Annotated in this window: 10 protein-coding genes; 4 read left to right on the top strand and 6 right to left on the bottom strand. The window is 63.8% G+C overall.

The features are described from left to right. From ACYP01_RS27835 to ACYP01_RS27820, 4 genes are all read right to left on the bottom strand, one after another. Entirely contained in the window at positions 1–285 is a 285-nt protein-coding gene (locus tag ACYP01_RS27835) for an SHOCT domain-containing protein (protein WP_007735909.1), read from the bottom strand. After that, positions 282–734, bottom strand: a complete 453-nt coding sequence (locus ACYP01_RS27830) for a DUF6325 family protein (protein ID WP_007735911.1) — start codon at positions 732–734, stop codon at positions 282–284. Before ACYP01_RS27830 ends, ACYP01_RS27835 begins: the two co-directional genes overlap by 4 nt. A 3-nt stretch (positions 735–737) precedes the next feature. Next, positions 738–2,384 carry an MFS transporter gene (locus tag ACYP01_RS27825; protein WP_054188693.1) on the bottom strand — a complete coding sequence of 549 codons (1,647 nt, stop codon included), beginning with the start codon at positions 2,382–2,384 and terminating at the stop codon, positions 738–740. 68 nt (positions 2,385–2,452) lie between these two features. After that, positions 2,453–3,700: a hypothetical protein gene (locus ACYP01_RS27820; protein WP_047272724.1), complete on the bottom strand. Its 1,248-nt coding sequence runs from the start codon at positions 3,698–3,700 to the stop codon at positions 2,453–2,455. A gap of 18 nt (positions 3,701–3,718) precedes the next feature. Here ACYP01_RS27820 and ACYP01_RS27815 point away from each other — a divergent pair, with 18 nt between their 5' ends. Continuing rightward, complete coding sequence (locus tag ACYP01_RS27815) at positions 3,719–4,306, top strand: DinB family protein (RefSeq protein ID WP_047272725.1); 588 nt, start codon at positions 3,719–3,721, stop codon at positions 4,304–4,306. 1 nt (position 4,307) lies between these two features. Here the strand turns inward: ACYP01_RS27815 and ACYP01_RS27810 are convergent, their stop codons facing one another. Beyond that, on the bottom strand, positions 4,308–5,870 hold the full coding sequence (locus ACYP01_RS27810; RefSeq protein ID WP_050657054.1) for a YfcC family protein: 1,563 nt from the start codon (positions 5,868–5,870) through the stop codon (positions 4,308–4,310). Then, entirely contained in the window at positions 5,867–7,243 is a 1,377-nt protein-coding gene (locus ACYP01_RS27805) for a M20/M25/M40 family metallo-hydrolase (protein ID WP_459683260.1), read from the bottom strand. Before ACYP01_RS27805 ends, ACYP01_RS27810 begins: the two co-directional genes overlap by 4 nt. Positions 7,244–7,393: 150 nt before the next feature. On the opposite strand from ACYP01_RS27805, the gene ACYP01_RS27800 reads away from it, so the two are divergent. The 3 genes from ACYP01_RS27800 to ACYP01_RS27790 are packed head-to-tail and all read left to right on the top strand — an operon-like array spanning position 7,394 to position 12,946. Then, a complete protein-coding gene (locus ACYP01_RS27800) occupies positions 7,394–8,029 on the top strand; it encodes a TetR/AcrR family transcriptional regulator (protein WP_054828442.1) in 636 nt (211 codons plus the stop codon). Between the two features lie 25 nt (positions 8,030–8,054). Then, positions 8,055–9,752, top strand: a complete 1,698-nt coding sequence (locus ACYP01_RS27795) for an AMP-binding protein (protein WP_459683257.1) — start codon at positions 8,055–8,057, stop codon at positions 9,750–9,752. Beyond that, positions 9,749–12,946, top strand: coding sequence for a carboxyl transferase domain-containing protein (locus tag ACYP01_RS27790; RefSeq protein WP_459683255.1), 3,198 nt, complete (start codon positions 9,749–9,751; stop codon positions 12,944–12,946). Before ACYP01_RS27795 ends, ACYP01_RS27790 begins: the two co-directional genes overlap by 4 nt.

Genomic DNA, 12,946 nt, shown 5'->3' with positions numbered 1-12,946 from the left:
TCAGGCGAGAATACGTGCCTTCTGGGTCTCGAACTCGGCCTCGGTCAATACTCCCGCATTCTTGAGTTCGCCCAGCTTGGTGAGCTGTTCGAGCTTCAAGTCCATCGATGCTGCCGGAGCTGCCTGCGGTGGCAGGGGTGGTAGATCGGGAATCGGCGGCACCGGCTGGGCCTGCGCTGCGCGAGCCTGATCTTCGGCGGCCCAACGGGTCCGCTGACGGCGCTGAACATTGCCGTGAATGGAGCTTGCGACGGCTACCCGGCCGGCTCGCCTCAAGAAACTCATGCGTCCTTCTCCGTATTGCCTGGTGCGGTGTTGTCGAGTGCGGTGGCAAGTTCGTCCAAGCTCAGGTGACCTTCGGTGACAATCTTTGCGCCGCTGCGTGTCCACGCGTCGATCACCGGCAGTATGGCCAGTTCCTCGTAAACGAGCACGGCGGCAACACTACCGGTGGCCAACTCGTCACCAACGGCGGCGATGTCGCCGGCGTCGAGCAGTCCGGAGGCTGCGCCGTCGAACTGCGCCAGATCGAAATCTGCGAGTTCGAAGGTCGATGCCGGTACGACGGCCACTGATCCATCGGCGGCTTTGGTGACGAACTCGAGGTCGAGGATGCGGATCACGCCGGAGTCGACGAGAGTGAGCAGCTGCTCGAATCCTGCGGAGGTCGGTGCACCGCCGGGAAACTCGACGGCAACGTATTCGATCGGACCGAATTGGTCTTGGTTGGACATCGGTTACTTCTTGCCCTTCGTGGGTTGCGGTTCTTCCAGAGCAGGTACTTCGTCGGGCATGCGGCCGGCCGGAATGATGGCGAGCAGGGAGAGTCCGGCGAGGACGAGTAGCGAGGTTCGCAGGGCGCGCAAGCGCGCTTCGGTGTTGATCCGGATGGCTTCGTCGATCTGTGCTTGTGTCGCCGAGGTGTTTTCGAGCGTCACGACGAGTTGATCGTTGGGGACGAAGTTGACCTGGTCGAGATTGATCCCGGACTCGACCTTGAGTGATGCCGGGATGGTGGGGTTGTCGATCAGCTGCGAGCTGACGAGGGTACCCAGGATTCCGACGGCGAAGACGCTGGCCACCGCGATGCCGACGCTGCCGGACATGTTGTGTACCAGTCCCCGCCAGGCACCGACGTCGCCGGCCAGTTCCTTGGGAGCTGCGGTGAGGAGGGTGTTGAACACCAGCGCAACGATGGCGCCCTGCCCGAGGCCGAGGGTGATCAGTCCGATGACGACAAAGATCTGATGCCAGTCGCCACGAATGGTGAAGGCCAACAAGATGAGTCCAGCGGCAACGACGACGAACCCGGCTCGTGCGATCAGACGCGGGGAGTACGTCTTGTACAGACGCGCGACGACGGTGCTCGCGATGAAGATCGAAAGTGTGTACGGGATGATCGAGAACGACGTCTGCAAGCTGCTGCGGCCCTGGATGATCTGCATGTACAGCGGAATGAGGAAGTTGGCCGCGGTTCCCACGAACATCATCGTCGCCATGCAGATCGTGGTGGCGCGCTCGGCGCCGGTCTTGAGGACGTCGAGGTTGAAGAGCTGAGGCTTGTTCTGCGCCTTGCGGCTTCGCGTCCACTGGAAGAATCCCTGCGCGCAGATGGTGCCGAGGACGATCAGGATGGCCGCGGGTGAAACACCGATGACCGAGAACGGCGCAGCGTCGGTGGCCAGGATGACGCCCCACGAGTTCAGGCCGCTGAAACCGAAGCTGAGCAGGATGACGGCAACGGCAGCAATGGCGGCGCCGGCCCAGTCGATGGTGATGTCCTTCTGCGGGGGAACAGGTTTGACCCGGAAGCTCAGGATCAGGTTGACCACCGCGAGAGCCACGACGAGGGCGAACGAGTATCGCCACCCGATCGTCGTCGCGAAGGAACCGGCGATGAGCAGCGCCAGCACACCGGCCGCCGGGATTGCTGCTGCCAGGTAACCGATGGCCTTTGCCTGCTGATCGCCACTGAAGTTCGTGGCGATGAAGACCGTCAACGCGGGAGCGATGAGGGCGATCACGGCGCCGGATGCAGCTTGCGCCACGAACAGCATTGCCGGGCTCTGACTCAGGGCGACCGCGGCCATTGCGAGGCCGTGAATCGCGACGGCAATCTGGAAGACCAGACGCGTTCCGTAACGGGCGCCGATCTTGGCCCCCAACAGAATGAAGGCAGCCATGGCGAAGGTGCCCGCGGTGATCGCGGTGCCGACACTTGTTGCGGGCGTGTCGAGATCGGTGGTGATGCCGGCCATCGAGACGGTCAGGGCGTTGACGGCGAACGACGCCTGAATCTGGGTGAGGACCACCACGATGAGTGGTAGCCAGGAGGCGGTGCTCACGGCGGCCGTTGTGGCGGCCGCGCCAGGCTTTACGGACATGATGGGTCACGCCTTCCTCGACACTGCGTGTACTCGCGACGTGCCCGGATCAGCCACGCACGGCTACATTAGCCGGAATTGTGCTGAATGGTCGCCTGCAAGTGGTTGGTTTCTTCGCGGTAGACCACCATCTCCCGGTGCAAGGCGCGACGGAAGCGCGGTTGCTCGGCCAGGAGTACGGCCAGCACGGTCAGCAACAGCCACGTCGCGGCCGCGCTCGCGAGGAGCAGCAGGACCGGAATCCACGGACCGCCCATCTGCTCGAGCAGCGTCGTCTTTGCCCAGACGCGCCAGTAGAGCATCAGATTGACGATCAGTCCGACACCGTACGAGATGACGAAGGACAGCAGGAACTGCTTCCACGTGCCGTCGTGGCGCCGCGCCGTCATCGGTTCTGCCCGCAGCGGCAAGCTCACCGACATCACGTTCGCGACCCCCAACCAGAGCAGGATCATGGTCAGCACCTGGCCGCACGCCTTCACCAGTTCGGCACTGCTTCCGGAGCGCCACGCGAGGACGGCGCTGAGCAGGAACCCGGCGCTGCCGACGAGAAGCAGCATCACCGCGTTCTTCGCGACCAGTACGTGCCAGAGCCTGGTTCCACCGGACAACGCAGCACGGACGCGGCCGGCGTCGAAGCTGAGCGCATTGGTGCACACGACGCTTCCGACCACACCCGAGAGTGCGTACAGCGCAAGATAAGGCAGTCGATCTTCCTTGGCGTCCCACTGGAAGAGGCGAATGAATGCCAGGTACGCCAAGCCCATTCCGAGGCTCAGCCCCAGCCGAAACGCGATCGACCGAGGCTTACCACTCACCACGTGCCGTGCTTCCTCACGGATCCGGGAGCCGAGATCCTGCACGTGCCGGACGACGGGGTTGCCCGAGTTCAGCGGGACGTAACCGCGGATCGCGGCGGCGACGGTATCGGTGTCACCGGCATCGAGCGCGGCGACGCGTGCTTCGAGAACCGCAAGGTGGGCGGCGCGCAAGGCTATCCGTGCGGTGGTCACCGCGGCGACGGCGTCGGCCTCGGCCTGCGCGGCGGTGCCGATGCCGGCGTCGGCGGGCAGTGGCGGCTGCAACGTCGTGATCAGTTCGAGTTGGCGCGCCATGTGCGGCGACGGTGACAACCCGCTGTACGACGGTCGGCTCAGCGCTGATCGTTCGTCGTCGAGCGAATCACGGACGGCCGCGGCAGCCTTGCGGACGGCTGCCGGGTTGTGCCAGCGCACCGACCGGGCGTCACGCTCGGCGGCGACGGCCCGGGAGGCAACCTCGGTCAGATCCTCGACCGCTGTCAATGTCTGCTCCACTCGGTTTAGGTTGGTTTCATGACCACCAACTCGGAAAAGGAAGATCTCCAGCGGTACCTGCAGGCAGCACGTGATGCGCTCGTCTGGAAGCTCGACGGGCTGTCGGAGTATGACATTCGGCGCCCGATGACCCGGACAGGGACCAACTTGTTGGGTCTGGTCAAACACATGATCGGCGTCGAGCTCGGGTATTTCGGTCCTACGTTCGGCCGTCGGGTTCCCGATCTCCCCGCGTGGTTGCGTTCGGAGGAACTCAACGTCGACATGTGGGCCCGCGCCGACGAGTCCACTGCCGACATCGTCGAAACCTATCGCCGCACCTGGGCTTTCGCCGACGCCACGATCGAGGAGCACGATCTGGACGCCCCCGGCTTCGTGAAGCACTGGCCGGAGGATCGTCGCGACGTCACATTGCACCGGATACTCGTTCACGTTGTCACCGAGATCCATCGGCACGCCGGCCACGCGGACATCGTGCGGGAGCTGATCGACGGCGCCGCTGGGATGAAGCCGGGCGACAACAATCTGGCTCCCGGTGATGAGGCGTGGTGGGCCGAGTACACCGACCGTCTGGAGACGGCGGCACGCGAGGCCCACCACGCCTGAACTACTCGAATACCGCTGCTGCGCCGATCACCACGACAACGATCACGAAGTTGATCAGTAGCAGTGGCCAGACGAAGCGCAGGAACTTGTCGTAGCCGACCTTCGCCATGGCCAACCCGCCGACAACGACGACGTTGGTCGGGGCAACCATCAGCATCAGGCCGTGGCCCATCTGGAAGGCGGTGATGACGAGTGCTCGGCTGACTCCGGCAAAGTCGCCCAGCGGTGCGAGCAGCGGCATCGCCAGGGTGGCGTGACCGGAACTGGACGGGATCAGGAACGCCAGCGGGATGTTGACGAGCATCACCAGGATCGCGAAGACCCCCGCCGAAGCGCCGCTGACCAATTGCTCCATCGCGTTGAGGATGGTGTCGAGGGTTTCGGTGTTGGTCATGATCACCGAGACGCCGCGAGCGAGCAGGATGACGATCGCCGGTCCGACCATGTCGCCGGCTCCACGCGTGATCAGGGAGACGATTTTCTTCTCACCCATCTTCGCGACTATGCCGACGAGAACGGCGGCGAGGATGAACAGCATCGCCAATTGCGGGAACCACCAGTTCAACTCGAACCAGTAGGGCTCGGTTGCCGTGACGTGATACGCGTCGTACTCGGCCGGACCGGTGGTGGCGCCGAAGATGCTCGACCACGGGATGACGGAGAAGATCATCAGTCCGAAGGTGAGTCCGGTGATGAGCAGTACCAGCTTCTGAGTTCCGGTGAGCTTGCCGTCGATGTCCACCGGCTCGGCCGGCTCTTCGTCTTCGTCGTCCGCGATGTCGAAACCGACAAGCGACTTGGACGGATCCTTCTTCACCTTTGCGGCGTAGCGGAGAACGAATACCACTGCCACAGCGGTCAATACGATCCACAGGATCACGCGCAGTACGATGCCGTCACCGATGGAGACGCCTGCCTCACCGGAGGCGACGCCGATCGAGAACGGATTGACGGTCGACGCCATGTTTCCGACCAGAGCGCCGAGGATGATCATGGTGGCCGCGACCATGCGGTCGTAGCCCAGTGCCGTCATCAGCGGGATGAGCAGGGCGTAGAAGCCGAACGTCTCGACCGAGAAGCCCATTGTCGAACCGAGCAGCGAGAACAGCACCATGATGACGGTGATGAGCAACCAGCCCTTGTCGCTGAGCTTGGTAGCCAGCTGGGAGACAGCGGTTTCCAGGCTGCGGGTGGCAAAGCTGACCGAGATGAACGCACCGAGCGCCATGATGAAGAGGACTACGCCGACCGAACCGAAGAGCCGTCCGATGTTGTCGGTGTCGACGAACCCGGTGATCGAATCCTGGACGCCGTAGAGGCCGTTGACGGGGGAGAGGATCAGTTGCTGGATTCGTTCCCAGAACGACAGCGGAGACGTGACGGTTTCGAAGCTGCCGGGGACGGGTGAGCCGTCCACGTCGACGCCGAAGCGTCCGGCCGGAATGAACAGTGCCGCAATCCATACCAGGACGGTGACGATCGCGAGCATCGTGACCGCGCCGGGGAACTCGAACTTCTTCTTGGCCGGAGTAGGTGCGGACCCCGTGTCGGTTTCGGTGCTCATTTCTTCCCCTCGAAGGTGTCGGCGTACTCCTGGAAGAACAGTGCTTTGGCGACGACGGCCTTCTCGAGCTCGTCGAGCAGGACGCGTTCGTTGGGGCCGTGGATGTTCGCGTAACCGTCGGTGGCGCCGAACAACAGCTTCTCGGCGGTGGGCACTGCTGTATCCAAGGCCATCACGAGGGGGATCGAGCCGCCGCCTGCCATCAGCCCGGCCGGCTCACCCCACGACTGCGATAGTGCAGACAATGCCGCGTCGAAGGCCGGTCCACCTTCGGCTGCCGCAAACCCGTCGCCGGTTTCTCCCGCGGTGACGGTCAGTTGCAAACCGAAGGGGCGCAGGCCTTCCAGGTGCCGGACCAGAGCAGCCTGCGCCTCGGTGGCAGGTTGGCGCGGGTGTACGCGCAGATTGATCACGGCGCGGGCCGTGCTTGCGACGGCGTTGACCGCACCGTCCACAGGGGGAGCGTCGATTCCCGTCACGGTGATGGCCGGGCCCGACCAGATGCGTTCGCCGATGCCGCCGGTTCCGAGCAGCGGAAGCCCGTCACGGATCTCGGCGAGGGTGCGGAACTCGTCCTCGGTGTATGAACTGCCGGTCCACGGTTCGCGCAGGAGGCCGTCGATCGCCACGTCACCGTTGTCGTCGTGCAGCGACGCCAGTGCGCGGATGAGCGCGAGGCGGGCGTCCGGTGCGGCGCCGCCGTAGAGGCCGTTGTGCTTGTCGGCGCCGAGAGTGGTGAGTTCGACGATCACCTGGGCGGATCCGCGCAGTGCGACGGTCAGGGTCGGTGATCCGGGGCGAACGCTGCCGACGTCGGCGATGACCATTGCGTCGGCCGCAAATAATTCAGGGGCTTCCGGCGGATAGTTGTCGAAGGGGCTGCCGAATTCTTCCTGGCCCTCGATGACGAGCTTGACCGTCACCGGCGGCTTTCCGTCGAAGACTCGAAGTGCACCGATCATGCCGATGACATTTGCCTTCGAATCTGCCGTACCGCGGCCGTAAATCGCGCCGTCACGCTTGCTCGGTTCGAAAGGCGGAGAATCCCAGAGTTCGACGTCGTCGGCGGGAACGACGTCGTAATGCGAATACATCAATACCGTCGGGGATCCGGCGGGGCCGGGCACTGTCGCAATGATGACGGGCGCGGTTTTACCTGTTATTTCGAGTTTCTCTATTTTCGTGACTCCGGATTTTTCCAGTAGAGAAACGATCAGATCGTGAGCCTCGAAGAGGGGTTCGCTGGGGAAACCCTCGGTCGCTATCGACGGGATGCGAACAAGTTCGACTAGTTCCGACTCCAGAGTCGGCATCAAAGCTGCAACTGTTTCCTTGATCGTGGAATAGGAGGGTGACGCGGATTCTTCCGGCACGGAACTGACTCCTTCTGGAAAAGGCGAAAAGCATTAGAGGCAGAGTCTTACACCAGATATATGGGCTGTGAAAGGGCAACCCGAACAAAAGGCCGAAGTCGGTCGTCGGGACTGCGATTCTTGACATTGACGTCAACGTCAACACACAATGTGACGGTGACCACCAGCGAAACGCAGGAGCGAGCGCGGACAGCCCGCAAGCTCGGGGACGGTCCACGCCGTGCCGGACTGCTCGACACCGCTGCCCTCTGCTTCGGCGAACTCGGATACGACGCCGTGACCGTCGAGACGATCACGACCAGGGCTGATGTGTCCCGGGCGACCTTCTACGCGTACTTCTCGTCCAAGGACGAGGTCTTCCGCGCCGTCGCCGAAATGATGTGCCGACGCTTCCTCGACGCTCAGCACATGGAGGGCCCGGCGGCCGAGGATCTACGCGAAGTTCTCCGAACGACCACGTCGGCGTTCATCACGGCCGTGTACACCTACGGTGACCTGCTCGCGGTGATCGAGCATCGGGCGCGGGTGGATTCCGAGGTCGAGCGCAGTTGGTCGGCGGTTCGCGAAAAGCTCGTGAGCCGCTACGTCCGGTTTGTCGAACGGATTCGACGGGTTCACGACGTAGATCCCTGTGTTTCGCCCCCGGTGCTCGTTCAGATGATCTCGGACGCACAGATGGCCGGTGGAGCACGACTGAGTAAGGCGAGTGTCGAAGAGCAGAACCAGTTCATTGCAGATATGACGACGATGTCCGAGCGGTTGATCGGGTTCGAAGAGTCGAAATAGATTTCTTTTACGAATGGAGTGATCGGTGGCAGAACAAGACGTGCTCGAAGCGGCTCTGGCGGAGATCTCTGCGCTGCAACAAGCGCATTGGCCCGCCGGCATTCCCCGCGCCGTCGAGTATCCGCTCGAAGGTGGGGGACTTGTCGATTACTTGCGGCATTGGGCGATCGAGCGGCCGGATACTCCTGCCATCGTCTTCTACGGCCGGGTCATCACGTATTCCGAATACGACGAGCTTTCGGATCGTTTTGCCGGATGGCTGTTGTCACTCGGAGTCGAACGCGGCGATCGCGTCGGCGTTCACCTGGTCAATTGCCCGCAGTTCCATATCGCGATGCTCGGCATTCTGAAGGTCGGCGCGGTTCACGTGCCGATCAATCCGCTCTTCCGTGAACACGAATTGATTCACGAACTCAACGATGCGGGCGTCACGGTTCTTCTGACGCAGAACACTTTTTCGAAGTTGGTGAAGAAGGTTCGCTCCCAGACTCCGCTCGAACACGTCGCGAAGACCGCAGTGTCGGACATGCTGACCGCGATCCCGACCGTCGAACTGCCCTTCGAGGTGGACGATCCGCGCCTGAGCGACTGGCAGTCGATCATCACCAGTGAGCGGGCGACTCCTGTCGCCACCGAACTCGATTCCCTCGCCGCCCTGAACTACACGGGCGGAACGACGGGAATGCCCAAGGGCTGTGAGCACACTCAGCGCCACATGGTTTACACCGCGGCCACCGCGACGCTTGCGGGCGGTGACCAGGTGGGTGCCAATCCGCCGGTGTCCCTGGTGTTTCTGCCGATCTTCTGGATCGCAGGTGAGGACTTCGGCATCCTGGTTCCGCTCGTCAACGGCGGAACCGTGGTCCTGCTGAATCGTTGGGATGCGGAGACCACGCTCGACGCTGTCGAGGCTTACGGCGTGACCTCGCTGGTCGGAACTGTCGACAATTACGTCGAACTGATGGACACGCCAGGATTCGCGGAGCGAAATCTCTCGACACTCCAGAACGTCATGGCAGTTTCGTTCGTTCTCAAACTCGATCCGGCCACGCGCCAGCGGTGGCGCGAGGCTACCGGCGGCGTTCTGCGCGAAGCGAGCTACGGCATGACCGAAACCCACACCGCGGACACGATCACCCTCGGCTTCCAGGACGGCGACTACGACCTGAAAAGCGAGCCGGTGTTCTGCGGAATTCCGGTGCCCGGCACCGACGTTCTGATCGTCGATCACGACGGCAGGCCGGTTCCCGTCGGCGAGCACGGGCAGATCATCGTGCGCAGCCCATCCATCCTTTCCGCGTACTACCGCAACGAGGCGGCCACCGCCGACGCCATCCGTGACGGCTGGCTGCAGACCGGTGACGTCGGAAAGTTCAGTGAGCGTGGCGGTTTGCACTATCTGGCGCGGAACAAGGAAATGATCAAGACCAACGGCATGAGTGTCTTTCCCTCCGAGGTGGAAGCGCTGCTCATGCTGCACCCGGCGATCGAAAAGGCTGCGGTGGTGCCGAAACCGGACCCGGACAAGGGGCAGGTGGCTTTTGCGTTTGTCCAACTGGTCGAGGGTTCCGACACTGCGGCCGACGAGATCGTCTCGTGGGCGAAGGAGAACATGGCCACGTACAAGGTGCCCGAAGTGGAAGTGCTCGAGGCGCTTCCGATGACAGCGACAGGAAAGGTGCGCAAGGGCGATCTGTTCGAGCGCACTCAGGGGGACAAGTGAGACTGCTGATTGCGAACCGCGGCGAAATTGCGCTGCGGATCATTCGAACTGCCCGTGAACTCGGCATCGAGACGGTGTCGGTGTACGCCGAGGACGACGCGTCCAGTCCGCACGTCGCGGCGGCCACGGAGTCGGTGCCGCTCGGAGCGTCGGGCGCATCCGCGTACCTGGATCAGAGCGCACTGCTGAAGATCGCGGCCGAAACGGGCGCCACGCACGTGCACCCGGGCTACGGATTCCTCAGTGAGAATGCCGAATTCGCGCAGGCGTGTACCGAGGCGGGCATCGTCTTCGTCGGCCCGGACGCCCAGGTTCTCCGGACTTTCGGCGACAAGGCCAGCGCCCGCACTGCGGCGGTCGACTCCGGCGTACCGGTCCTGCCGTCGACATCGGCGAACGCCGACCTCGACGAGGTGCGTGAATTCTTCGAGCGCAACTCCCGCGGCATCATGATCAAGGCGCTCAGCGGCGGCGGTGGCCGCGGCATGCGCGCGGTGCGTGACCCGAAAGCACTCGACGACGCGTACCGTGTGTGTGCGGCCGAAGCCCAGTCGGGATTCGGCAGTTCGGCACTGTTCGCCGAGGTACTCAGTGAGCACGCTCGGCACATCGAAGTGCAGATCGTGGCGGCACCGGGGCAAGGTGGAACCCACGCGCTCGCTCTGGGTGACCGCGATTGCAGCGTCCAACGTCGCCATCAGAAGTTGATCGAGGTTGCGCCCGCGCAGGGGCTGTCGGGGGCCCTGCGCGAGCGTCTTCACGCTGCGGCGGCGAGGCTGTGCGCCGAGGTCGGCTACCGCGGCATCGCGACGGTCGAGTTCCTCGTCGAGGAACGCGGCTTCGTCTTCCTCGAGGTCAATCCCCGAATTCAGGTGGAGCACACGGTGACCGAGGAGGTCACCGGAGTCGACCTCGTCGCCGTGCAGCTCGCGATCGCGGACGGAGTTCCGTTCGAGAACCTGGAACTGCCAACAGGGATCATCGCTGTCGAGAAGGGCTCGGAGACAGTCGGATCCGTGGCAAACGCTTCGGGAATCGCGATCCAGACCCGCGTCAACATGGAAACCATGACGCCGGACGGCAATGCGTTGCCCTCCTCGGGCACGCTCGACAACTTCACTCCTCCGGGCGGGCCCGGTGTGCGCGTGGATACCTTCGGTACGGTCGGACTCTCGCCGAGTGCGCGTTACGATTCGCTCTTGGCGAAGGTGATCACCCACACGCGTCGAGCGGATTTCCCTGCCGCGGTGCGTAAGTCGATTGCTGCTCTCAGTGAGTTCGCCATCGACGGTGTAGCGACCAACCTCGAATTTCTGCAGGCAATACTGTCGGACAAGGACTTCCGCGACGGCCTGGTCGACGTCGACTGGTTGGGTTCTCGATTGGCGGACCTCGTCCCCGAAGTGGGCCCACAAACGCCCTCCTCGTCTGTGGACGTGGCACCGGACGAGGATGTGGTCCGTGCACAGATGGCGGGCATCGTCGTCGAACTCGCGGCAGTCGGTGACGGCATCCATGCGGGTGGCCAGGTTGCCGTCCTCGAGGCGATGAAGATGCAGCATGTTCTCTCGGCGCCCGGTGATCTCGAAGTGGTCCGGGTCCTGTCGTCACCGGGCAGGTCGGTGGGCGCGGGCGAACCGTTGCTCGTCGTCCGTAGTGCAAGCGCAGGATCGAAGCTCGCCGAGGTCGACGAGGTGGACCTCGACGACGTCCGTCCCGACCTCGCCGAAATCATCGCTCGCCATGAGGTGACCCTGGACCCGGCCCGGCCCGCAGCCGTGGCGAAGCGTCACAAGCTGGGACGCCGGACTGCTCGCGAGAACGTCTACGACCTGGTCGACGACGACAGCCTGGTCGAGTACGGCGCGCTCGCGCTGGCGGCGCAGCGCAGTCGGCGAAGCGAGGAAGACCTGATCGCCAACACTCCCGCTGACGGACTGATCGGCGGAGTCGCGACCATCAGCGGCGGCGAGAGCGTCGTGATCTCGTACGACTACTCGGTGCTCGCCGGTACCCAGGGCATGCGCAATCACGCCAAGACCGACCGCCTGCTCGAGATCGCCGATCGCAAGCGAGTTCCGGTAGTGCTGTTCGCGGAAGGTGGCGGCGGTCGCCCCGGTGACACCGACGCCGGCGCCGGGGCGGGCCTCGAGCTGGGAACCTTCCGCGCCATGGCGGCGCTGAGCGGGCGGGTGCCCATGGTCGCCGTCGTGTCCGGGCGCTGTTTCGCGGGCAACGCGGCCCTGGCCGGCGCGTGCGACGTCCTGATCGCGACACCGGACGCCAACATCGGGATGGGTGGTCCTGCCATGGTCGAGGGCGGCGGGCTCGGAAACTTCCGCCCCGAGGACATCGGCCCGATCGACGTCCAGCGCCGCAACGGCGTCGTACACCTGGTCGCTGACGACGACGCTCATGCGGTGGCGCTGGCCAAGCAGTACCTCGGCTACTTCCAGGGTGCGAGCGGAGAGTGGACGGCTCCGGATCCGCGGCTCTCGCGGCATGTGGTGCCGGAGAATCGCCTGCGCTCGTACGACGTTCGTGGAGCGATCGACGCAATCGCGGACGTCGACAGCGTCCTGGAACTGCGTCGAGACTACGGACGCGGTGTAGTCACCGCACTCGTTCGTGTCGAAGGAGTTCCGTACGGTGTGCTGGCGAACAGCAGCGAGCATCTCGGCGGCGCGATCGACGCGGAAGCCTCGGACAAGGCTTCGGATTTCCTGGAACTGCTCGAAGCGCACCGCATCCCTCTGGTGACCCTGTGCGACACACCGGGATTCATGGTGGGTCCGGATTCGGAGGAGGAGGCGACGGTCCGAAGGTTCGGCCGGTTCTTCGTTGCCGGTGCTCGCCTCACGGTGCCGTTCGGAACGATCATCCTGCGCAAGGGTTACGGGTTGGGCGCGATGGCGATGGCCGGTGGTTCCTTCCACGCCCCCGAGTTCACGGTGGCGTGGCCGACGGGCGAGATCGGGCCGATGGGTCTGGAAGGTGCTGTGCGTCTCGGTTTCCGCAAGGAACTCGAGTCCGTCGAAGATCCGGTGGCTCGGGAAACGCTGTTCGGTCAGTTCGTAGAACTGGCCTACGCACAGGGCAAGGCGCTGATGGCGGCGACCACGTTCGAACTGGACGACGTCATCGATCCGGCCGATACCCGCGGATGGATCAGACAACTCGGCAGAAACAGTTGA

This window comes from Rhodococcus sp. no. 34 (assembly GCF_054589475.1).
This window is presented reverse-complemented; position numbering and strand designations above follow the sequence as displayed.